General features: G+C 60.5%; 19 protein-coding genes. 13 read left to right on the top strand and 6 right to left on the bottom strand.

Annotated elements, in window-relative coordinates; genetic code table 11:
* Window positions 1-104 precede the first annotated feature (104 nt).
* Together AC0QKW_RS22160 and AC0QKW_RS22155 are read left to right on the top strand one after the other, a co-directional pair.
* Window positions 105-536 carry a DUF1622 domain-containing protein gene (locus tag AC0QKW_RS22160; RefSeq protein ID WP_473153275.1) on the top strand — a complete coding sequence of 144 codons (432 nt, stop codon included), beginning with the start codon at window positions 105-107 and terminating at the stop codon, window positions 534-536.
* Window positions 537-635: 99 nt separating this feature from the next.
* Window positions 636-2,144, top strand: a complete 1,509-nt coding sequence (locus AC0QKW_RS22155; protein ID WP_473153274.1) for a hypothetical protein — start codon at window positions 636-638, stop codon at window positions 2,142-2,144.
* A gap of 7 nt (window positions 2,145-2,151) precedes the next feature.
* Here AC0QKW_RS22155 and AC0QKW_RS22150 read toward each other — a convergent pair whose 3' ends face one another.
* Window positions 2,152-2,844: an aspartate/glutamate racemase family protein gene (locus tag AC0QKW_RS22150; RefSeq protein WP_473153273.1), complete on the bottom strand. Its 693-nt coding sequence runs from the start codon at window positions 2,842-2,844 to the stop codon at window positions 2,152-2,154.
* Between the two features lie 143 nt (window positions 2,845-2,987).
* On the opposite strand from AC0QKW_RS22150, the gene AC0QKW_RS22145 reads away from it, so the two are divergent.
* From AC0QKW_RS22145 to AC0QKW_RS22130, 4 genes are all read left to right on the top strand, one after another.
* On the top strand, window positions 2,988-3,347 hold the full coding sequence (locus AC0QKW_RS22145) for a rhodanese-like domain-containing protein (protein ID WP_473153272.1): 360 nt from the start codon (window positions 2,988-2,990) through the stop codon (window positions 3,345-3,347).
* A 50-nt stretch (window positions 3,348-3,397) separates the two neighbouring features.
* Complete coding sequence (locus AC0QKW_RS22140; RefSeq protein ID WP_473153271.1) at window positions 3,398-5,122, top strand: NACHT domain-containing protein; 1,725 nt, start codon at window positions 3,398-3,400, stop codon at window positions 5,120-5,122.
* Between the two features lie 616 nt (window positions 5,123-5,738).
* A complete protein-coding gene (locus AC0QKW_RS22135; protein WP_473153270.1) occupies window positions 5,739-8,009 on the top strand; it encodes a glycosyltransferase family 2 protein in 2,271 nt (756 codons plus the stop codon).
* Window positions 8,010-8,123: 114 nt separating this feature from the next.
* Complete coding sequence (locus AC0QKW_RS22130; RefSeq protein ID WP_473153269.1) at window positions 8,124-8,345, top strand: DUF2283 domain-containing protein; 222 nt, start codon at window positions 8,124-8,126, stop codon at window positions 8,343-8,345.
* Window positions 8,346-8,599: 254 nt separating this feature from the next.
* Here the strand turns inward: AC0QKW_RS22130 and AC0QKW_RS22125 are convergent, their stop codons facing one another.
* Both AC0QKW_RS22125 and AC0QKW_RS22120 read right to left on the bottom strand, forming a co-directional pair.
* Window positions 8,600-8,941 (bottom strand): hypothetical protein, encoded by a 342-nt coding sequence (locus tag AC0QKW_RS22125; protein WP_473153268.1) that lies wholly within the window; start codon window positions 8,939-8,941, stop codon window positions 8,600-8,602.
* Window positions 8,938-10,449: a UbiD family decarboxylase gene (locus AC0QKW_RS22120; protein WP_473153267.1), complete on the bottom strand. Its 1,512-nt coding sequence runs from the start codon at window positions 10,447-10,449 to the stop codon at window positions 8,938-8,940. The genes AC0QKW_RS22125 and AC0QKW_RS22120 overlap by 4 nt, the downstream gene beginning before the upstream one ends.
* Before the next feature lie 147 nt (window positions 10,450-10,596).
* On the opposite strand from AC0QKW_RS22120, the gene crtI reads away from it, so the two are divergent.
* The 6 genes from crtI (at window position 10,597) to AC0QKW_RS22090 (ending at window position 17,663) form a co-directional block, all read left to right on the top strand.
* Window positions 10,597-12,246, top strand: coding sequence for a phytoene desaturase family protein (gene crtI, locus AC0QKW_RS22115; protein ID WP_473153266.1), 1,650 nt, complete (start codon window positions 10,597-10,599; stop codon window positions 12,244-12,246).
* A gap of 289 nt (window positions 12,247-12,535) precedes the next feature.
* Window positions 12,536-13,300, top strand: a complete 765-nt coding sequence (locus tag AC0QKW_RS22110; RefSeq protein ID WP_473153265.1) for an MBL fold metallo-hydrolase — start codon at window positions 12,536-12,538, stop codon at window positions 13,298-13,300.
* Between the two features lie 14 nt (window positions 13,301-13,314).
* Complete coding sequence (gene ygfZ / locus AC0QKW_RS22105; RefSeq protein WP_473153264.1) at window positions 13,315-14,370, top strand: CAF17-like 4Fe-4S cluster assembly/insertion protein YgfZ; 1,056 nt, start codon at window positions 13,315-13,317, stop codon at window positions 14,368-14,370.
* Window positions 14,371-14,573: 203 nt separating this feature from the next.
* Window positions 14,574-15,650, top strand: a complete 1,077-nt coding sequence (gmd, locus tag AC0QKW_RS22100) for a GDP-mannose 4,6-dehydratase (RefSeq protein WP_473153263.1) — start codon at window positions 14,574-14,576, stop codon at window positions 15,648-15,650.
* A 359-nt stretch (window positions 15,651-16,009) separates the two neighbouring features.
* Entirely contained in the window at window positions 16,010-16,498 is a 489-nt protein-coding gene (locus AC0QKW_RS22095; protein WP_473153262.1) for a GNAT family N-acetyltransferase, read from the top strand.
* A 94-nt stretch (window positions 16,499-16,592) separates the two neighbouring features.
* The gene (locus AC0QKW_RS22090) at window positions 16,593-17,663 is read left to right on the top strand and encodes a 3-deoxy-7-phosphoheptulonate synthase (RefSeq protein WP_473153261.1); all 1,071 of its coding nucleotides are present in this window, start codon (window positions 16,593-16,595) and stop codon (window positions 17,661-17,663) included.
* A gap of 233 nt (window positions 17,664-17,896) precedes the next feature.
* Here AC0QKW_RS22090 and AC0QKW_RS22085 read toward each other — a convergent pair whose 3' ends face one another.
* Together AC0QKW_RS22085 and AC0QKW_RS22080 are read right to left on the bottom strand one after the other, a co-directional pair.
* Window positions 17,897-19,282 carry a peptidoglycan-binding protein gene (locus tag AC0QKW_RS22085; RefSeq protein ID WP_473153260.1) on the bottom strand — a complete coding sequence of 462 codons (1,386 nt, stop codon included), beginning with the start codon at window positions 19,280-19,282 and terminating at the stop codon, window positions 17,897-17,899.
* 21 nt (window positions 19,283-19,303) lie between these two features.
* Window positions 19,304-20,566 carry a DNA double-strand break repair nuclease NurA gene (locus AC0QKW_RS22080; RefSeq protein ID WP_473153259.1) on the bottom strand — a complete coding sequence of 421 codons (1,263 nt, stop codon included), beginning with the start codon at window positions 20,564-20,566 and terminating at the stop codon, window positions 19,304-19,306.
* A gap of 142 nt (window positions 20,567-20,708) precedes the next feature.
* Between AC0QKW_RS22080 and AC0QKW_RS22075 the strand changes: the two genes are divergently transcribed.
* Window positions 20,709-22,232 (top strand): N-acetylmuramoyl-L-alanine amidase, encoded by a 1,524-nt coding sequence (locus AC0QKW_RS22075; protein ID WP_473153258.1) that lies wholly within the window; start codon window positions 20,709-20,711, stop codon window positions 22,230-22,232.
* 37 nt (window positions 22,233-22,269) lie between these two features.
* Here the strand turns inward: AC0QKW_RS22075 and sufR are convergent, their stop codons facing one another.
* Window positions 22,270-22,923 carry an iron-sulfur cluster biosynthesis transcriptional regulator SufR gene (sufR, locus tag AC0QKW_RS22070; protein ID WP_473153257.1) on the bottom strand — a complete coding sequence of 218 codons (654 nt, stop codon included), beginning with the start codon at window positions 22,921-22,923 and terminating at the stop codon, window positions 22,270-22,272.
* Window positions 22,924-23,073: the final 150 nt, after the last annotated feature.

Raw genomic sequence — 23,073 nt, 5'->3', positions numbered from 1 at the left:
TCTCATGTAAACGATTAGGTAAACAGATTTTATCTTGACCCCACCAGAGCAACTTTCAATCGCTAGTTTCAATTGCCGAGAAGATTGCCTCTAAAATCAGAGCTATGGATATTCAACTATTTGGCACTAACCTGGCCGACCTAGTGCGGACCTTGAGCGGAATTTTAATCAGCACCTGCCAACTGCTAGCAATATTTGTCATCTCGGTTGGCATTATTCGCGCTCTGCTGATTTTCCTTCGCTCTTCACTCTTTCAACCCCAGACCACCCTAGCCTTTCAGCGCAGCCGCCTGGCGATGGGGTATTCCTTCTCTCTGGGGCTGAGTTTTTTAGTCGGCGCCAGCATTCTAAAAACTATGCTGTCGAGCCAGTGGGAAGATATCACCCGGTTAGTGATTATTATCGCCGTCCGCACTGTGCTGAACCTCTTGCTAGAGCGAGCTATTCGTAACAGTCAGGAGATCGATGACTCAGCCCTAAGCCTCGGCGTCAACGGCGAAGAAGCCGCTCCAGTCACGGCGATCGCCAATCCGTAGGCATCACCCTTAACCCACCAGGACTGGTCGTGGCTATCTCTGGGGAGGGGGCTTGGGTACTCTGGTTAACGTAGTAGCTATAGCCAGGACGCTGACACCATGTCACCTTCGCTACTGGAGCGGGCTAAGGATGGGGATGCGGCGGCGATCGCCGCCCTAATTTCCAGTTCGCTCAAGCCCAAGGGCGTTACCGTGCGGGGTGAGCGAGAGAGCTACACCCTACACCTATGGTTTACCGCCAGCTCGGCCCCACCCCAGCCGGCCACGGTGGCCTACGCCCGCCGTGTGCTAGAGCGGCTACAAGTGCCTACCCTGGGCATTCTGCATCTCTACGGCACCCAGACCGGCTCTGCCCAACCCACCTGGAGCGAAGAGATTGCCCTGCTGGCGATCGCTTCCACCAGTGCCCCGCCCGAGGCTGCTCCCCCGGCTAAGCCCAACTCAGCCCTGGTGGCCCAGGATGCTTCTCCAGAGGATTTTCCGCCCTTGGGGTCGGTGGCTGGCCCCCCACTGGCGGCGATCGCCCGCGCTTACCAAGAGCTAGCGTTGCCCCTAGAAGCACCTCTGGCCCAGGTGGAGGCGGTCTACTTTAAACGGCGGGCAGAGCTGCTGAAAAAGGGCGATCGCGCCGCCCTAGAGCCGCTCAAGTGGGCCTTTACTACCCTCAAAAATCACCTAGAGCAGTCCGCCGTTGTCGCCGAGCCCGCCTATACCTCCCTAAGCGAAGAGGCCGCCGGTACGCCCCCCAGGCCGCGAGGGGCTGAGACCGGCCCCCTAGGGCGATCGCGACGTCAGCCCCCCAACCCCTTAGCCAACCAACCCACTGCCCCCGACAACACCGATATCCTCTCGTTTCAAAACCCCTACACTAACGGGCTGCTCTTCCCCCTGCTCATGCTGCTGGGCATGCTGATGAACGCCATGCCCATCGTCAACGCCCTGCTCTACGGCATCAAAATTTGGCTGCACGAGTTTGGCCACGCCACCATTGCCTGGCTGGCCGGGCGGCAGGCGCTGCCCCTGCCCATTGGCTGGACGACGATTAGCACCCAGCGATCGCTGTTTGTCTACCTGGGCATACTCACTCTGCTGGGGCTACTAGCCTGGGCGGGGCACCGCGAGGGCAAACGCTGGCCCGTGGTGCTAGCGGCAACCCTGATAGTGGTGCAGTTTGCCATGACCTGGCTGCTGCCCACCGACACCTTCGACATGCTGTTTTCCTTTGGCGGCATCGGCGGCGAAATTTACCTGTCGGCCCTGCTGATTGTGGGCTTTTTCTTGCCCCTGCCCGAGTACTTTCGGTGGGATTTTTATCGGTTTCCGGTGGTGCTGGGGGCGGCCTTTTGCTTTTGGGGCCAGCTGTGGCTGTGGGGCCAAGTTCGCCGGGGCAGAGCCTCGATTCCGTTTGGTACGATGTGGGGCGACGCCGACCACGGCGACATGAACCAGTTGGTCAACTACCACGGCTGGACGCCGGGAGATATTATTGGCACCTACAGCGCGATCGCTCACCTGTGTCTGTTTGCGATCGTCGCCGTCTACGGCTACACCCTCTTTCGTCAGCATCGCGAGATTTTTGTGGCCCTGGGCCGACAGTGGCTGCCCTAACCCCGCATCAACCCAAAGCCAGCTCCACCGCCGCCTCAGCGTGGATGCGGGTAGTAGGAAAGAGGGGCAGATTGGCCGGGGATTCGCTCAGCAATAGCTCTAGCTCGGTGCAGCCCAAAATTACCCCCTCGGCCCCCTCGGCGGCCAGGTCTTGGCACAGGGCTAGAATCTGCTGCCGTGAATCGGACTTGAGCTGGCCCTGGCACAGCTCGTCGTAGATGATGCGGTGGACGGTTTCGCGGCCTGGGGCCTCAGGAATCAGCACCGCTAGACCATGGTTGTCGTGGAGGCGCTGACGATAGAAGTCGCCGGTCATGGTGAAGGTGGTGCCGAGCAGGCCAACGCGGCGCAGCCCCTGGGCCTTGAGGTGCTCAGCGGTAGCGTCGGCAATGTGCAAAAAAGGAATTGAAATGCGGGCTTGAATGTCGTCGGCCAGGCGGTGCATGGTGTTGGCGCACAGCAGCACCATGCTGGCCCCGGCCATTTGCAGCTGTTGGGCGGCTTCGATCAGAATGGCGGCAATCTCGTCCCAGCGGCCCTCGTGCTGCATGACGGCCATGTCGGCAAAATCGACTGAAAACAGAATGATCTTGGCAGAGTGCAGCCCGCCCAGGCGATCGCGAGTGAGCTGGTTGAGAATGCGATAGTACTCAAGGGTTGACTCCCAACTCATGCCGCCGATCAGACCAATGGTTTTCATCGATTGCGCTCCTTGGGTGGCCAACAGCAGACCTTGCCTACCGTACTCTACCCTTCCGGGCGGGTGGGTTAAGGTTGCGTAAACCTAGTCACCCCTGGCAGAGTAGGTGGGTCAACTCCAGCGGCTCGCCCTAAAATTGACCTATGACCGGATCTTCCCAAACCGCCCCCTTTGAATCGTTTAGCGTTGAGGCTCTGGCCCAGCGGCTGGCCGAGGCGGGTGACGACCTACAGCTGATCGATGTCCGTGAGCCCCAGGAGGTGGCCCTGGCCAGTTTGCCTGGGTTTGTGAATTTGCCCCTGAGCGAGTTTGCAGAATGGTCGGGAGCGATTCACAGTCGGTTTGAGGCCGACCGCGAGACCATCGTGCTCTGCCACCACGGCATGCGATCGGCCCAGATGTGCGGCTGGCTGGCCCAGCAGGGCTTTAGCCAGCTCAAAAATGTGACCGGCGGCATCGATGCCTATGCCCAACTGGTCGATCGCTCGGTGCCCCGCTACTAGTTTCTCACCCAGCTACACTATGCTCACTCGTTGGGGTTGCGCCTTGCCCTATGGTTACCAGCACGCTGCGATCGCTCATGCCCGGCCAAGCCCCTCCGGCGGCAGACTTGCAGGCGCTGGCCCAGGTGGTCAGTCGCCAGTTAGCGGCCCATTGCGCCGGGCTACCTCTGGTGGCACCGCGCCGCGATATCGCTATGAACTACCGGGTGTGGGGGCTCAAGTTTGGCAGCCAAACCGACCAGGTGCTGCAATCTCCGGGGGCGATCGCCGATCTGTTTCAGCGCGATGGCATTGACGGGCGACTGCTGATCTTGGGCGAAGCAGGGGTCGGCAAAACCCATACGCTACTGGCGGTGGGCGAGATTTTGCTCAAGTGCGATGGGCCGGTGCCGGTGCTGCTCGATGTTTCAGGCTGGGCTGGCGAACCCATGCGAGAGTGGCTGCTGGCTACCCTATGGCGCGAATACCGGATAGCCAAGGGCACGGCCAGTGTGTGGGTCGATACCGCCCAGCTCACCCTGCTGATCGATGGCTTTGACCATCTGGCCACGCCCCAAAAACGCAAATTTGCTGCCGCCCTAGAGGCTCTGCTGCGCGGCAACCCCAACCAAACCGCACTGCTCTGCTGCCGTCGCCAGGTGCTGGAGTCATCGGGGCTGACCTTTGATCAGTTCAACGGCGGGATAAATATCATTCCCCTGGCAGCTCAGCAGGTAAAAGACTACGTGCTGAGCCAAAACCGCCCTGACCTATGGCCCGTGATCAAGAGCAGCAAGGTGTTGCAACAGCTGGCCCGGCTGCCCCTATATTTGACCATGCTGGTGGCCATGCCCCACCTGGCGGTGCCCCCGGTGCGCAGCCAGGCCGACCTAATGCAGCGCTATGTCGACGATCGCCTGACCCAGGCCAAAGGCAATCTAGCGCTACACCGAGATGCCCTGGCCTGGCTGGCCGACCAGCTGGGCCAGCGGCCCCGATTGTTTTATCTCGACGACCTACGCTGCGCCTGGCTGCCCGACTCACGCCAGCTGCTCTACCGGCTGCTGCTGGGTCTCACCATCGCCCTGGTGGTCGGGCTGGTGGGGGGCAACTGGCTCCTGGGGCTGGCTCTGGGGCTGCTGGTGTCCCAGGTCGATCTCGAAGGGTTTCCCTATCTGCATCTGGGGCTGGCGATCGCATCCCCCAGTCGCCTCCTTTTACTGTTGGCCACGGCGGCTGGGTTGAGTCTGGGCTTAGGGCTGGGGCTGGGCACGGTCGCCGCGCTGCTGCTGTCTCCCCTTGGCTACGGCGGGGTGGCCTTTGGCTACGGCGGGGCGATCGGGGCTGTAGTCGGCTGGGGGTTGGCCCTGGTGGGGCTGCTGGGTACCGGGCTGCTGGGGTCGGCCCAGGGACGTCAAACCCCCAACCAAGACACCTACTTGGCTCTGCGCAACACATCCCTGCTGGTGCTGGTGCTGGCCGTTGTGGTGGTTTTACTGCTGGTGCTCCCCTCTATGGCTGCTGGCCAACCGGCTCTGACGCTGCTGCCCCAGGGGCGATCGCGACTGCTGGGGGCAGGGCTGATCAGCGCTCTGCTGTGGCTTTCCTTTAGCTGGCAGCACGCCATTGTGCGGCTGCTACTGGCAGGCCGTCGGGGGCTGCCCTTCGTCGCCCGCCCGTGGCTCGAGGCCATGGTGGCCACCGGTCTGCTGCGCCGTCTGGGGGGCGGTTACAGTTTTGGCCACGAAATTTTGCGCCAGACCATTGTGGGCGGGCAGCAGCCCGGCACCCGCTAACCGGCATCATTCTTGGAGTCGCTGAGCGGCTCGTCATTCCCGCGTAGACAAGAATCTACGCAGGAGTGTCTTCCCGTTTGCACAGGCATGACAGAGAGCTGTCCAAGGCCATGAGCAATGCAAGCCAGGGCAATCACCCCATAGATCATCCAATAGCTAGGCCTATGCGTAGGGTAAATAATGCGGCATTCTACCGCTGACGTGGCTACCCCAATTCCCTCGGGCAAGGCCGGGTCTCTGGCTGGGCTACACACCTGACCTTTGAAGAATTGGGAGTAGGGGAGCTGAATCTAGGGTTGATACCGAATCCGAATTCCATACCCCCGATGTCCAACCGGCCCACCTGTAGGGCGTTGGCATAGCCTGGCCGCAGGCCTTACAGCGGTTCGCCCTACTGCATCGGGGGTAGGCGAGCAGGATTTGGGATGAGGCTCCTGGAGCAAACTCTGGAGCAAACTCTGGGGCAAATTACCGGTGCCTGGCCCGGTTGGGGCAGCACGCTCAGGCAGCTCTCAGGAGTCTCCACCAAAATCTAAATCAGAACGATGTCGTTAGCATCTGTTCGTGCGTCCCTGCGGGCTGTTCTACCGTTGCTGTCTACCCCATCTCATACCCTATGCCGTTTTTATCTCGGTCGGTGCCTAGGCCCACAGCTACGACTAACGCTGGCCCATCAGTACGCTGGGCCACCCTAGTTTTAGGGTCAGCCCTGGGTCTGGCGGTGGCGATCGCGATCGCCTGGTTTACCGGCAACCCACAGGTCACAGCTGCCTTTGACCGACTCTATGCAGTACAGTCTCAGCCACCAGGCTGGGTGCAAGCACCGGGCCTAGCCCTCTACTATCTGGCCACACCAGCGGCAGTCTTGACCCTGGTGGCCTTGGTGGTAACTCGTCTGTCGCCGCGCCCGCGCTCCTGGTCGCGGCGGCTGGTGATTGGTATTTTGCTGGTTTTGCTGGGGCGCTATCTGGCGTGGCGCTGTCTGGCGACCCTCAATTTGGCCGCCCCGCTGGAGGGCAGCCTCAGCCTGCTGCTGCTGCTGGTCGAGCTATTTGGCCTCACCATGAGCCTGATTCAGATGGTGCTGCTGCTGGGGGTGCGCGATCGCCGCCCCCAGGCCGACCTACTGGAGAGAGAGGTGCTGACAGGGCACTACCAGCCCTGGGTGGATGTGTTCATTCCCACCTACGACGAGCCCGCCTTTATCTTGCGTCGCACCGTCATCGGCTGCCAGGCGATGGCTTACTCCCGCAAGCGGGTGTACCTGCTCGACGATACCCGCCGCCCCGAGATCGAGGCTCTGGCCGCCGATCTGGGCTGTCACTACCTGACTCGCCCCGACAACCACCACGCCAAGGCGGGCAACCTTAACCATGCCCTTGGGCAGACCGATGGCGAGCTGATCGTCTGCTTTGACGCTGACTTTGTGCCCACCCGCAATTTTCTCAGTCGCACCGTCGGCTTTTTTCAGCAGCCTAGCGTGGGTATGGTGCAGACGCCCCAGAGTTTCTACAACGCCGACCCGATCGCCCGCAACCTGGGTTTAGAAGGAGTGCTCACCCCCGATGAAGAAGTGTTTTATCGCCAGATCCAGCCCATGCGCGATGGGTCAGGCAGCGTAGTCTGTGCGGGCACCTCCTTTGTGGTACGCCGCCGCGCCCTCGACGAAATTGGCCGGTTTGTCACCGACTCTCTCAGCGAAGACTACTTTACTGCCGTGCGGCTGGCGGCCCAGGGCAACGAGATTATTTACCTCAACGAGCAGCTCAGCGCCGGGCTGGCGGCAGAAGATATTGCCGGCCATGTGGCCCAGCGGCTGCGGTGGGCCAGGGGCACTCTCCAGGCGTTTTTCATCCAGTCAAATCCTCTGACCATTCCAGGGCTGAGCCCAATCCAGCGCCTGGGGCATCTAGAAGGGTTGATGAATCACTTTGGCAGCATTCCCCGCCTGATCTTGCTGATTTTGCCCCTGGTCTTCTCAGGGCTAAATATGGTGCCCATTCAGGCGACAACCCCAGATTTTCTCTATTTTGTCTTGCCCTTTTACCTGGTGCAGTTTACGGTCTACGCCTGGCTGACCGAGCGATCGCGATCGGCCCTACTATCCGATGTCTATGCCCTGGTGCTGGTGTTTCCCCTGGCGGCGACGGTGGTGCAGGCCATGGTGCAGCCCTTTGCCAAGGGGTTTCAGGTCACCCCCAAGGGCACCTGCCGTGAAGGGTTTCGGTTTAACTGGCCATTGGCCGCGCCCCTGGTGGGGATGTTTGTCCTCACCGCTATCAGTCTCTGGCGCAATGTAGCGCTGTTTGTATTTCACAGTGCCGGAGATGGCGGCGGCCAAACCCAGGGCATGGCTCTAGGCTGGATGTGGAGCGCCTACAACCTGGGCATGCTAGCGGTGGCGCTGCTGGTGCTGCTCGATGTGCCGCGCCCAGACCCCCAGGTGTGGCTCGACCTGCGGCGGGTGATTAAAATTGCGCCTCAGGGTCTGAGGCCAGGCCAGAAAAAAGCTTGGTGGGGCATCACCACCCAACTGTCAGAGGCCGGAGTCGAGATCGCCCTCACCCAGGGGGCGACGCCCGAGTTTCCGCTGGCGGTGGGCATGGCGGTCGATATAGACATTGCCGAGGAGGCGATCGCCCTAGAGGGCATCATTACCGCCGTCGGTCAGCAGGACGAGTCTCCCCTGATTCGGGTGCAGTTTGGCCCCATGGCCCCGGCGACCTATCGCACCCTGGTCACCACCCTCTTTTGCCGACCCGGCCAGTGGCGACGGTGGCACAGCCCCGGCGAACTACAGTCCCTCGGGCTGCTGCTGAAGCTGCTATTTTGGCCCCGCCAGTGGCAGGGCGATCGCCCCCGCCCCACCCCCCTCAACCAAGGGTAAGCTCACCCATCCACTCCCTTACCCTCCTCACCTCGATCGACCATCAGGGCCGAAACACTTTATGATGGCGGCTATCACATCGCCTATTGCTTTTCTGCTGTTTTCATTTGCCCTATGCAGATCATCTACGACCCCGATCGCGACATCTTGCAAATTGCCTTTAATCAAAGCGAAGTGGGCGAGACGGCCCGCGTTTCGCCAAACATGATTCTTGACTACGACGATGACGGATTAGTTGTGGGTCTAGAGCTGCGTCAGGCCTCCAAGCGGGTAGACAACCCGATGTCGGTGTCTTTTACCGTGGGCGACGCCAACCTCGAAAAACCCCAGCCTTAGCATGACGCCAGTTCGATTGAATCCCATGCCGCAGAACAGCTAGTCACATCCCCTCCTTGGAGGGGTGCCCGGAGGGCGGGGTGGGTCAAAATAGCGACAAAAAGCGAGCTTTTGAATATAGGGAAAAGGCTTCTCATCCCAGATTGACCCACCCCTACCCCTCCGAGGAGGGGACGGTCAGGCTGTCTTTCAATGAATTATTCTCTGTTGAATTCCTTTAGCATGACGAGAAACCCGGTTTCTGATCCTTGGCTTCAGCGATGCACCAAGTTGCAGATAAACGCCTCCATCGCCGCTTCAAAGGATGAGGCACTATCCGCAGCAACCTTTGAGCGACAGTCGTAGACCTGGAGCGGTTGCCTCTGCCCATCCACTGCCGCTACCACCCGATACTCCCACAGGTACTTGGCGCTGCGCTGGATGCTCTCAAGGCACACTCGGTGCCCTTCGACCTCGCGACAGAGCAGGCTGGCCGATGCTCCAGGCATCCACCCCCAGATCGCCACCGCCCACACCAGGATGGTGGCCAATCCCCATGGCCCAATTTTCTGCCAGGGCAGACCCAGGGGTCTGCCCTTACCCAATTTTTCTATCACCGCAGGTCATAGCCAAATAGGTTTGGGTCTACATCTCCCAGGTTCAAATCCCCCAGGCCATACTCTACCCAGCGACTGTCTACCAGCGCCGCCGTATCAGGGTCGGGGGTCAGTTCTTCGCTCCAGGGGCGATCGGTTTCGGGGTAGACCTTGGTGGTGGCGTCGATGCCCATGCGGCTGCCTAGGCCGGGGCGCTCGGTGGCAAAGTCGAGCTTGTCAAAGGGGTTGTTGGGCAAAATAAATACGTCGCGCACTGGGTCTACCTTGGAGGTAACGGCCCACATCACCTGGCGGGGGTCGCGGATGTTGATGGCCTTGTCGACCACGATCACAAACTTGGTGTAACTAAACTGGGGCAGGGCCGACCAAAAGGCGAAGGCCGCCCGTCTGGCCTGGCCGGGGTATGACTTCTCAATGGAGAGCACAGCGGCCTTGTAGCTCAGCCCCTCCATGGGCAAAAAGAAATCTTGAATCTCGGGTACCTGCTGGCGCAGGATGGGGTTGTAGATGCGGTTGAGGGCGATCGCCATCATGGCGTCTTCCTTTGGTGGGCGACCGCTAAACGTGGTCATATAGATCGGGTTTTTGCGGTGGGTCATGCAGTGGAACCGCAGCAGGGGCGCCGCCTCGTTGACGCCGCCGTAGTAACCGATGTGGTCGCCAGCGGGGCCATCCACCGCCGTATCGCCGGGGGTGATGGTGCCTTCGAGCACGATTTCTGACTCGGCGGGGACTTCGAGATCTACCGTCTTGCACTTGGCCAGGGTGAGGCCCTTACCGGCGTAGAGGCCCGCAAATAGCCATTCTGACAGGTCGATAGGCAGCGGCGTGGCGGCAGCGAGAATGACTAAAGGATGGACGCCGATCGCGATCGCCACCTCCAAGTTTTGCCCCATCTCTGCCGCCTTGCGCAGGTGGCGGCTACAGCCCCGCACCGACAGCCACTGCACCGTGGCGGTATTTTTCGACTGAAGCTGGAGCCGATACACCCCAATGTTAGGAATTTTGGTCTCCGGGTCTTTGGTGATCATCAGCCCCAGGGTGATCACCTTGTCGGCATCACCCGAGTAGACCCGCAGCAGCGGCATCTGGTTGAGATCTACCGCGTCATCCTTGAGCACCACCTGCTGGCAGGGGGGCAGCAGATCGCGCATGGGCTTGGCCTTGACCACATCAAACAACGCCTTACCCAGGTCAATGGCCTGGGAAAACTGCTTTGGCGGGCGGGGCTGGTAGAGCAACGCCAGCTTTTCGCCCAGGGTCTCTAGCTCGGCAGGGTGCTCCATACCCATGGCCCAGCACACCCGCTCGACGGTGCCTAGCACGTTGATCGCCAGGGGCATACTGGCTCCGCGCACATTTTCAAACAGCAGAGCGGGGCCACCGCCGAGCAGCAGTCGGTTGGCAATCTCAGCAATTTCTAGCTCGGGGCTGACCGGGGCGCTAATGCGACGCAGCTGCCCTCGCTGGTCGAGAAGGGTTAAAAATTGCTGAAGGTCTTTGGCCATGGTGAGAGAGTCTGTAAACGAATATTAAGGGTGGTCTCTCCCCATTATGGTAGAGATTGGCGCAGAGCTAGAGTCCCCCAGGAGAGCCAGGGGTAGTAGAATACGAAAACGTATTAACGTTTGTAACAAATCTCTCAGGAGTCAAGCATGGGCCGGAAGCAGGCGATCGTAATTGGAGCGGGCATCGGCGGGCTGGCCATGGGCATTCGTCTGCAAAGCCTGGGCTTTGACACCACCATCGTCGAGGCGCTAGATGCCCCCGGCGGTCGTGCCTACGTGCGCCGCGAACAGGGCTTTACCTTTGATATGGGGCCGACGGTAATTACGGTGCCCCACTTTATTGAGGAGCTATTTTCGCTGGAGCGCGATCGCGCCAACCTGACCGCCGAAGACTTCCCCTCCACCATCGTCGATGAGAACAAGCGCATTAAAGAAGGGGTCTCGGGCGGCCCCAACACCAGCCGCTACGTGCAGATCGTCCCTATCCTGCCCTTTTACCGCATTTTCTTTGACGACGGCACCTTTTTTGACTACGACGGCGACGAAGCCCACACCTACGAGCAAATTTTGGCCCTGGGCGAGCCGGGCGATCTGGAGGGCTACAAACGTTTCCACGAGCAGTCGCGGGCCATTTTTGCTCGGGGCTTTTTAGAGCTGGGCTATACCCACTTTGGCGATGTGGGCACCATGCTCAAGGTGGCCCCCGATCTGCTCAAGCTTGACGCCGTGCGCAACCTGTTTCGCTTTAGCAGCCGCTACTTCAAGAGCGACAAGCTACGCCAGGTCTTCACCTTCGAGCCGCTGCTGGTGGGCGGCAACCCCCTGTCGGTGCCCGCCATCTACGCCATGATTCACTTCGTAGAGAAAACCTGGGGCATTCACTTTGCCATGGGCGGCACCGGGGCGCTGGTGCAGGGCTTTGTGAAAAAATTTGAGGAACTGGGCGGCCAGATCAAGTACAACGCCCCGGTGACCAAGATCAACGTCACCCGCAAGGATGGCAAAAAAGTGACCACGGGCGTCACCCTGGGCGATGGCTATGTGATGAATGCCGATGCGGTGGTGTCGAATGCCGACTGGGCCACCACCTATGGCAAGCTGATCGAACCCCAGTATCGCTTCTGGAACAGCGATCTACGGGTGAAGCTGAGTCAGCAGTCGATGTCGGTGTTTGTGATCTACTTTGGCTTCAAGGCCGACGGTAAAGAGACCGATAAGCTCCGCCACCACACCATCATCCTTGGCCCCCGCTACGAAGAGCTGCTAAAAGACATCTTTGGCCGCAAGATCCTCCCCAAAGACTTCTCCCAGTACATCCACCTGCCCACCCTCACCGACCCCTCCCTGGCTCCGCCCGGACACCATGCCGCCTACACCCTGGTGCCCATCCCCAACAACAAGTCGGGCATTGATTGGAACGAGGTGGGCGATCGCCTGCGCGACATTGTCTTTGACTTCCTCGAAGAGCGCGGCTTCCTGCCCAACCTGAGAGAGCGGCTAGTGTGCCACAGCTACATCACCCCCGACTATTTTGAGGGCACCCTCGACGCCTACGCAGGCAATGCCTTTGGCCTAGAGCCGCTGCTGGTGCAGTCGGCCTTTTTCCGCCCCCACAACCGCAGCGAAGACATCGACGGTCTCTACCTGGTCGGGGCGGGCACCCAGCCCGGCGCCGGTACCCCCAGCGTGATGATGTCGGCCAAGATGACGGCGCGGCTGGTGGCAGAAGACTATGGGGTAGATGGTGCGATCGTCAGCGGCCAGGCTAGCTCTGAGCGCACACCCCAGATCGCGTAGGGTGCATTCGCGGCGTCGCCACCCCAGCAGAAGCAGCCAGTCTATGCCCCAAAGCCGCAATGCACCGTCGCAGGAATCCTCCAGCGACGGTGCATTGCGGCCCAAGCCCAAGGTTATCGGTTCTGCCCAGATCTCTAGGCTGCTTAGGCAGAGCCGCGCCTTGCGCTATGCCCCCTACGGGTGAGGGGAGAAGGTCAGGCGCTTGGCTGACCCAAATTTGGGGCCAATATCGGCAGTTCACGGTCTACACTAGGCTAGCCATAGCTATACGTGCGGGAGTAAGAGAGTGATGAAACGGCGACAACTGCTGGGCTACGCCGGCGCGGGGGTAGGGGCATCCCTAGGGTTGGGGCTGGTCGGCTCTGCCCAGGCCCAGACTAACGGGGTCACCATTCGCAGCCTGGGCCACACGGCGTTTTTGTTTACCGGCGGCGGGCGTCGCATCTTGGTAAATCCCTTCCGGCAGATTGGCTGTACGGCGGGGTTTCCTTCGCCAGCGGTGCCCGCCGACATTGTCATGATCAGCAGCCGCCTATTCGACGAAGGCTATCTCAATGATTTGCCCGGCGAACCCAGGGTGCTCACCGACCCCGGCGTTTTCGACTTTGAGAACCTGCGGATTCAAGGCCTTCTCACTCCCCACGATCGCGAAGGGGGGCGGCGCTTTGGCAACAACACCATCTGGAAATGGACCCAGGGCGGCGTCACCATTGTGCACATGGGCGGAGCCGCTGCCCCGTTAGGAGTCGAAGAACAGATTTTGCTGGGTCGCCCCGACATCATGCTGGTGCCGGTGGGCGGTGGGCCAAAGGCTTTTGATGCCGCCGAAGCGGTGCAGGCCGTGCAGGTGCTGAGACCTAAGATTGTGATTCCGACCCATTACCTGACTACCGCCGCTGCGGAAAGCTGCACCCTCGACCCGGTCGATCAGTTTTTGGCTCTGATGCCAGGTACGCCCGTCACCCGCGCGGCCCAGGGTGCGTTGACGGTGCGGCCCAACGACCTGCCCAGCGAGAGTATGCGGATTCAGGTTTACCAGTATCCCAGAGCCTAAGGAGTTTTCTCGCCATGGCATCACTCCAAGACCTTCAGCAGTCCCAGGGTGGCCAATTTAGCGACGATCGCACGCTGATCTCCTGCGATCGCGATGCCGAAGCCCTGCTCGCCGTCACCACTGGTGCTGCCCTGATCGATCGCACCCACTGGGGCCTGATCGAGCTGAGCGGAGACGATCGCCTCCGCTTTCTCCACAACCAGACCACCAACAGCTTTACCCAGCGCCAGCCCGGCGAGGGCTGCGACACCGTCTTTGTCACCGCCACCGCTCGCACCATCGATCTGACCACGGTCTATGTCACCGACGAGTCGCTGCTGATTCTCACCTCCCCCGGCTACGATCAGCGGCTCATAGACTGGATGGATCGCTATATCTTTCCGGCGGACAAGGTGGCGCTGAAAAACCTGTCTGAGACCACGGCGGTATTTTCGCTGGTGGGGCCGCAGAGTCAGGCGCTGCTGTTGCAGTGCGGCGTAGCCATGGCAGATGACTTGGCCTACGGTCAGCACTGTCTGGGGGCGATCGCCGACATTCCCCTGCGCGTGGCCGTGGGCAATGGTCTGGGGCTGCCCGGCTACACCCTGCTGGTACCGAGCGCTGGGGCAGCACAGGTCTGGGGTGCGATCGCCGCCGCTGGGGCTGTACCTGCGGGCGATCGCCTCTGGCAGCAGCTGCGGGTGCAGCAGGGGCGTCCCGCCCCCGGTGCCGAGCTGACCGAAGACTACAATCCTCTAGAGGCAGGGCTGTGGCAAACCATTTCCTTTGACAAGGGCTGCTACATCGGGCAAGAGACCATCGCTCGCCTCAACACCTACCAGGGGGTCAAGCAACAGCTCTGGGGGCTGGAGCTGAGCGGGCCGGTAGAGGCGGGTATGGCGATCGCGATCGGGGGCGATCGCGTGGGCAAACTGACTAGCGTAGTCGCCTCAGAGGGCAAGGCCTGGGGGTTGGGCTATGTACGCACCAAAGCCGGTGGGGCTGGGGCCGAAGTCACCCTGGGCGATACTCAGGGCCGGGTGGTCGATGTGCCTTTTTTGGCTCGGGGCTATTTAGAAGAGGCGGTCTGAGCTGAGAAAGAGGGGGCTAAATTTGGCACTCTAGAGACAATGGCAGGATGTTAACCTAGGTAACCACCACGGCAGGCATCGCGCTGCCCGATGCTGACGATCTCGCCCCCAGATTGAATCTCGGTATTTAACCTAGGTGGGCAGTAAGTTAAATCAGCTTTCCTTTGTGGCTAAGCTGCCCGCCACTATACGACAGGACTTCTATGACCTCACCTAAGCGCGCCTTAATTACAGGCATCACCGGCCAAGACGGATCCTATCTGGCAGAGTTGCTGCTAGACAAGGGCTATGAGGTACACGGCATTATTCGCCGCACTTCTACGTTTAACACCGATCGCATTGACCACGTCTACGAAGACCCCCACAGCGCCGATGCCAAGCTGTTTTTGCACTACGGCGATCTCACCGATGGCACCATGTTGCGGCGCATTCTCGAACAGGTACAGCCCCATGAGGTCTATAACCTGGGCGCCCAGTCCCACGTGCGAGTCAGCTTTGACTCCCCTGAGTACACCGTCGACGCCGTGGGCATGGGTACCCTGCGCCTGCTAGAGGCCATTCGCGACTACCAGCAGCGCACGGGGTTAGAGGTGCGCTTTTACCAGGCGGGGTCGTCTGAGATGTTTGGCAAGGTGCAGGAGGTGCCCCAAAAAGAAACGACGCCCTTCTATCCCCGCAGCCCCTACGCCTGCGCCAAGGTCTATGCCCACTGGCAAACGATTAACTACCGAGAGTCATACAACCTGTTTGCCTGCAATGGCATCTTGTTTAACCACGAGTCGCCAAGGCGAGGCGAGACCTTTGTAACCCGTAAAATTACCCGGGCGATCGCCCGAATTGTGGCTGGTCAGCAGCAAAAGCTGTTTTTGGGCAATCTCGACTCTAAGCGCGACTGGGGCTACGCCAAAGACTATGTGCGGGCGATGTGGCTAATGCTGCAGCAAGACCAGCCCGATGACTACGTGGTGGCCACCAACGAAACCCACGCCATTAGCGAGTTTCTAGACCTGGCCTTTACCCATGTCAACCTAGACTGGCACGACTACGTCGAGTTTGACCCCCGCTACCTGCGCCCAGCCGAGGTAGATCTGCTGATTGGCGACGCCACCAAGGCCAGAGAAAAACTCGGCTGGGAGCCCAGCGTTACCTTTGAGCAATTGGTACACCTGATGGTCGAAAGCGACCTAGAGGCGGTGGGCATTCGCCACGGCCAGAGCAACGGCAGCGATGTGGCTACCATTCGCAAAGCTCTCTCAAACCTGATGCCTCAGCAGGGCTAGGTTCGCAGAACCACGTCTTACTATGACCGTCGCCGCTCAGGTGAGCAGGCCTACTCCGGTAGCCCCAGGGCGGCGGTCAGTCAGCGGCTGGTCGCGCTTCTACCCAGGGAACGCTAGGAGCCTAATGTCAGGAGGTATTGAATTACTACACTGCAAGGGTGTACCACTATCCAAAAATTCTGTTTATTCTGTTGTAGAAGCGTGGTGTTTACAGCCAATCTGCGATTGTCCCTGGGGTTACCTAGCCTGGCTGGGGTGGCCAAATCTGTCAGTCTGGCTCCAGCAGCCCGCCCAGCACCGCCCTTAGGTTCTCCTAAGATTTGTCCCCTAGCCCTGATTGGGATAACAGCAGGTTTTTGATGGATTGCAGCACAATTCAGTTTCAGTACACCGACTCATTTTCGGAGACTGCCCTAGATCAGCTAGTAGACTTGTTTAAAGCAGCAGCTTTTTGGGCTAAAGATCGCACCCGAGACGACATGGCGATCGCCGTTGCCCATAGCCACCCCGTCGCCACCGCCTGGGATGGAGATAAGCTGATCGGCTTTGCCCGCGCCACCTCCGACGGCGTCTTTCGCGCCACTATCTGGGACGTAGTGATCTCGCCTGACTACCAGGGCGGTGGCCTGGGTCGCAAGCTGGTAGAAACCCTGGTGGCCCATCCCCACATGAGTCGGGTTGAGCGCATCTACCTAATGACTACTCACCAACAGGGCTTTTATGCCCGCATTGGCTTCGCCGAAAACCCTTCGACTACGATGGTGCTTCATAACAATGCCGAGATTGAGATGCTGCCACCTCTCAGTAAATCTACAGAAACCTTAATTCCCGCTAAAGTTTTGAACTAGACCCTCCGCCTTCCGCCTCGTCGGGAGGGAAAGGTGAGCTACCATTTCGGAGGTACAGTTCCGCAGCGGAACCGATGTTATAGGCCTAATCTCAATGCATAAGACCCAGGATCTTCACGTTGTAGAGACTCGTCCATTGGTTAGTCCAGCCCTGCTGCACCACGAGTTTCCCATGTCTAACGAGGCCGCCACCTTGGTAGCCGAAGCGCGCGATCGCATTCGCCACATTCTCTACAACGAAGATCGCCGCCTGCTGGTGATCGTCGGCCCCTGCTCAGTACACGACATCGACGCCGCTTACGAGTACGGCCAAAAGCTGGTCAAGCTGCGCCACGAGCTATCGGGCCAGCTCGAAATCATCATGCGGGTCTACTTTGAGAAGCCCCGCACCAATGTGGGCTGGAAGGGGCTAATCAACGACCCCCACCTCGACGGTAGCTACGACATCAACACCGGCCTGCGCCTAGCCCGCAAACTGTTGCTTGACCTGGCCCAGCTTGGTCTGCCCGCGGCCACTGAGCTGCTCGACCCGGTCACCCCTCAGTACATCGCCGACCTAATCGCCTGGACAGCAATTGGTGCTCGCACCACCGAGAGCCAGACCCACCGCGAAATGGCCTCGGGCCTCTCCATGCCCATCGGCTTTAAAAATAGCACCGACGGCAGCCTACCAGCCGCCATGAATGCCATGGTCGCCGCCAGTCAGCCCCACCACTTTTTGGGCATTAACCAGAGTGGACTGGCCAGCATCGTCACCACCACGGGCAACCCCGATGGCCACCTGGTACTGCGCGGTGGCAAGGGCGGCCCCAACTTTAGCGCCGACCACGTAGCCCAGGCCGCCGAAGAGATGGCTAAGCTCAAGCTCAACTCGCGCATGATGGTCGATTGTAGCCACGCCAACGCCAACAAAGACCACAACCGCCAAACCAATGTGCTCGACGACATTGCCGCCCAGGTGCGGGGAGGCTCGCGTCACATTCTAGGCGTCATGATCGAGAGCCATCTCAAGGCGGGCAATCAGCCCATTCCCGAAAACCTGCGGCAGCTCACCTACGGCCAGAGCATTACCGATGCCTGTGTTGACTTTGACACCACCGCCGCCATGCTGCGCCAGTTGGCCAGCGCGGTAGAACCCTCATTGCAGACGGCTGCTATGGGGTAAGTCTCTCGTATATACACAGATATATCCCGACTCGATTGCCCTCGTTCGATCCCCCCACCCCCCTTAAAAAGGGGGCATTAAATCCTCTCTCTGAAAAAACTGTCCCCTTTTTCAGAGGAGGCTCTATTGAAGAATCCTGATCGATAGAATTTGGGGGATCGCAGCAGGCATTTGGTTCAAGGAGAAATATGTATATCCAATTACTGGGTTAAGAGGAAGGCTGAAAGAAATCCTCAGATTCCCAGTCTAGAGCGGGTCTGGCTACCGACGATGCCATCGGAAACTAAGCCACGACTGGCCTGAAACTGACGAACGGCGCGATCGGTGGCCAGGCCAAAGACACCGTCAGCCACCAGCCCATATCCCGCTCGGGCCAATGCCTGCTGTAGGATCTTGACATCAGCGCCCTGGGTGAGAGGATTCGTCAACGACAGCAGCCTAGCCTGGATCGGGGCACTCTGCACTGGCAGAGCTGAAGCCCCCCGGTTTTGCAAAAATGCCCAGGTCTGAGGGCCGACAATGCCATCGGCGACTAGGCTACGGCTAGCCTGAAACTGGCGCACGGCGCGATCGGTGGCGGGGCCAAAGACGCCATCGGGCACCACTCCAAGACCGATCTCGGCCAGGGCCTGTTGGAGCGATCGCACATCGGCCCCTGAGGTCAGCGGATTGGTTAACCTTAGCAGTCGGCCTGGAGGCGTAGGAGCGGCTGGGGGCGGCGTAGGTGGCGCGGGGCTTTGCCGTAGCCTGGCCCAGGTCTGAGGGCCAACAATGCCGTCGGCGACTAGCCCCTGGCCTCGCTGAAACTGCGCCACCGCCTGCTGCGTGGCCGGACCAAATACTCCGTCAGAGGCCACAGGCACGCCCCATTTCGCTAGATCGGCCTGGAGCTGGCGCACGTCTGGGCCATTCAGCAAGGGCGTCGTTAGGGCGAGCAGCCGCGAGCCTGGGGTGGCTGTGCTGCCACTCCCCGAGCTGCTTCCCCCAGGGCCGCCCGCCGAAACCGTGGGGCGATTGGCCAGATAGGCCCGAGCCTCGACGCTAAGGTTTGAGTTGGGGATGGGGGTACGCCCGCCGGCCAGATATTTTTGCCCGGCGGCGCTGAGGGCCACCCCCGGTGTACCCGCCAAAAATACATTGGCCTCTGAGAGGCGGCGGCGCAGCAGCCCTTCTTCTACGTTAGTGCCGGGGTTGCGGTAGAGAACCAGGGCCGCTTCAATGTTGTGCCACTCCTGGTTGCGCAGCACCCGCGACAGGGTCTCAAACCCGTTGGCCCCATAAAACCTGGCTCCGAGATTGTAGGCAAAGCTCAGAATTGCTCCCCGCTGGTTGTCATTCATCGACGACCAGCCGGGGATCCGCTGCTGGGGGGGCAAATAGTCGTTGGCCACCTGCTGAATCAGCAGATCGTCGGCCTCTTGCCGGGTAATGCGATCGCCCAGCTTAAAGGGTCGACCATCTTTGTCGCGAGTAGACCCCCAACCAATGGTGATTGGCAACCCGCCGCTCTTAGGGTCAGGGTAGGCGGCCAAACTTAGCCCCTCAAAGGTTTTGATTAGGTCAATTCCTGGCATGGGCACCCCGGCCATGGCGATCACCTCTCGTTTTACGTCTTGCACCTTTGGCAAGCAACTACAAGGTTAGGCGATACTGCCTCGTTTGCGGGCCTCTTTGTAGGAGGTGCCCACATTCTTCAGCCCGGCGCGGATCATCTCTTGCTCTAAAAGGGCAAAAAAGCGGCTGCGATCGCCCCCCCGCACCACCGCCTGGTTGTGGGCCTCCGCCAAGGCCACCGGGTAGCCGTAGCCCTTTTGTACCTGGGTGAGCACCATTCGCAGGGCCATTTTGCACAGATCGGCATCGGCCATTACCCACTGGGGCACCTCCACCCGCGCCACCTCGGGGCCGACGTTGAGGTAGCAGAAATACACCCGGTGATCGCCGTAGAGGTCGATAATACCGGCGGCGCTGCGCCAAAAGGGGCTACGTTCCCCCACCGCCAGCTCAGTGGCCCAAAAGGTGGCGTCTCGCAGGGGCAAAAAATTGCCGCAGGGAGCGCGTTCGCCCCTCACTAGGGCACTAACCCCGGCCTCGTCTGCGGCTCCACAGTGGGTCTGGCAGTCAGGTTGAGGAAAGGGGCAGGCGGCAAACCGCAGGAAGTTCATCGCCTCGCCGCTGCGGCTGGCGCTGAGGTAGCCCACCAGGGGAACGCCCTGCCGCCGCAGCCGCTCCCAGGCATCGAGGATGGGGGGCAAAATGCGATCGCGAGCCTCCCCCGGCAGGGTCTCCAAAAACCAATAAATCAGCGATCCATCCACCAAGGCCAGCACCGGCACTGGCCCACCACCAAAACCCCTGCCAGAGTTACTTCTGCCAGAGTTATCTAACGCTAGAGACTCCTGAACTGCTTCGCCCAGCTCCGCCAGCACCACCGCCTCCGCCACCGTGCGGCGGTGGCCCATCCACTCTTCGGTGCTGATCCCCCACTGCCGCGAGATGTAGAGGTCTTCGGCACGGTAGACCACCTCTGGCAGGCTATCCAACAGGGGAAAGCGGCTCTGGCCATAGTGCAGCACGATGCGCCCGGTATTGATCAAGTAGCAGTAGGCAATCTCGTGGTGGCTGGGAGAAATCTGTGAGCCATCGGTGGCAATGACCGTGTGCGCCTCGGGGGCGGCAGCGACAGCAGTGCGGGTGCCCAGGGGCTCGGTAGGCTCGGCGGCGGTGAAGGGGGCGCGATCGCCCCAGGCTTGGGCCTGGGCAACGAGTTCGGCTTGGCCCGTAGATGCGATCGTCAACAGCCCCCGGGCCGCCGCCACTCGATCTTGGGCGGCAGCGGCCTCCAGACTCAGATGCTGGCTAATGCCCTGCATCTGCCGGGCCAGCTTCATTAGATCGAGCATAGGGCATAGAATTTGGTACGTCTATACTATCACTCCGGTCAAGAATTTTTCACCAGAACTCGCCCCCTACGGATGCCACTTGGCCAGCCATCGTTATACTGTCGTTTGGTTTACCTGTTGGTCGTTTGTTTTGGTCACGCCTATGGCGTCTAGATGGCTCACCCTAGGGTTGATACCGGGAGCGATCGCCCCGGTGGCGGCTCTGGTTATCGCTGCTCCAACTCGGGCGGCAACCCTGCAAAACTGGTGGTTTGACCCCCAGACTAATCAGCTCGTCTTCACCACTGACGGCGCTGTACAGCCCCGGGCGCAGCTGTTGCTCAACCCCACCCGCATCGTCATTGATCTGCCCAATACGCAGTTGGGCAGCAGCTCGGCACCCCAGGCCATTGGCGGCCCCATTCGCGAGGTGCGCGCCGGTCAGTTTGACCAGCAAACCGCCCGCCTAGTGATAGAGATCGCTCCCGGCTACAGCCTCAACCCTCAGGATGTGCAGGTGCAGGGTCTACGGGCCAACCAGTGGGCGGTACAGCTGCCTGCCCTAAGCCAATCTACCGCTCCCCCCACGGGCAATATTCCAGCCCCCAGCGCCTCGACTAACCAGGTACAGGGCAATACCGGCAGTGGTGCCGCCGCCACGATTGCTGGGGTGGTCACCACGGGCGATGGCTTCTTGATTCGCACCAGCGGCGAAGCGCCCACCCCGACGGTACAGTTCACCACCGACAGCGCCGACAATCGCTTCGCCGTTATCGACCTACCCAACACGGCTGTCGCCGCCGATCTGCGCCCTAATCAGTTGCCCAACTACCGCTACAGCATCATCGCCTGGGACATGGCCCAGCAGCCCACCAACCCGCCCTCAACTCGCATCACCCTCAGACTGTCGCCCGACAGCCCCGACTGGCGCGCCCTCCGCAATAGCAGCGGGGTGATTGTGCTCCCTCCCAGCGGCACTCCCATCAGCAGCATTCCCGACGAGCCGCCGCCCTTGGCGGTGGCCCCCAGCACGCCGCCAAGGGCCCAGCCGCCACGGGCGACCCCCACACCCACACCCACACCCACACCTGCGCCCCCGTCGACTCGATCCAATGAGCCGCTGCCTGCGGCTCCCAGCGGTCGAGTGGTGGTGGTGATTGACCCCGGCCATGGGGGCCGCGACCCCGGCGCCGTGGGCATCGGCGGCCTGCAAGAGAAACAGGTGATCTTTCCCATCTCTCAGCGGGTCACCCAGCTGCTCGAAGCCCAAGGGGTCATGGTGGTCATGACCCGCCGCGACGATGTAGCGGTCGATCTTCAGACCCGCGCCGACATTGCCAACCGCTCCCAGGCCAGCGCATTTGTCAGCATTCACGCCAACGCCATCAGCATGAGCCGCCCCGACGTCAACGGCGTTGAAACCTACTTTGCCTCGGAGAGTGGGCGACGGCTGGCCGCCACCATTCAGGCCAGTATGCTGGCGGCTACGGGAATGCGCGATCGCGGCGTCAAGCAAGCCCGGTTCCACGTGCTGCGGGCCACCACCATGCCCGCCGCCCTAGTGGAGGTAGGTTTTGTCACCGGGGCCGACGATGCTCGCCGCCTGGCCGACCCCGCCTGGCGCGAAACCGCCGCTCAGGCCATCGCCCGGGGCATTTTGCAATATCTCCAGCAGGGCGGCTCATAGCGAAGCGCTATAGACACTGACCTATGGCAGGAGTCGATCAGCCCTCCTGCACCAGATAGCCGCAGCGGTGTTCACCCTGCACCAGCCAGTGGGTGCGCTCTACCGAGCAGTCGCCCAGCGCTATCTGAAACATCTCTAGTTCATGGCCGCAAATACTCGGAAACGACTCCGCAATATGGGAAATCGCGCAGTTGTACTCAGTAATGACGTAGCCAGAGCCAGGCTGGCGAATATCCCCATCGTTGACCTTGTGCCACTCCGACATATAGCCCTCGGCCTTGCGGATCTGCACCAGTCGGGCCACCCGTTCTGCCAGGCTGCCCACACCCACCTGCTGGCGATACTCCAGGGCCTTGCGCTCCCACTGCCTACGCAGCAGAGTGCCCACCTGATCTTTACCCACCGTCTCCGATAGGGTGTCGAGCAGCGACAGGGCAAACTCGTCATACTTGGCCGGGAAGCGATCGCGCCCCTTAGCACTGACCTGGTATAGATGATTGGGTCGCCCCATACCTTCCTGCACCGCTCGGTGCTCGATCAGCGCTTCTGCTTCTAGGTCTTTGAGATGACGGCGAATGGCCTGGGCACTGACCTCAAAATGCTCAGCGAGGTCATGGGCCGTCGCCTCCCCTCGCTTGAGTAGATAGGTCAAAATGTCGTCTTTTGTAGAGGGTTGCTGCACAGAGGTCATGGCGTTGGCCCACCTAGCCGTCAGAGATTACGATGCTTAAAACTGCCTCATAGACCTAGCCTTTCTCAACTGCGGATATCCTCAGCCAGAGAGACAAAAATCTACTTTGACAACTTTCGTGTTGCTAAACTACCCTGAAGATAGTTAGAC

Source organism: Pseudanabaena sp. PCC 9330 (genome assembly GCF_055795045.1).
This window is presented reverse-complemented; position numbering and strand designations above follow the sequence as displayed.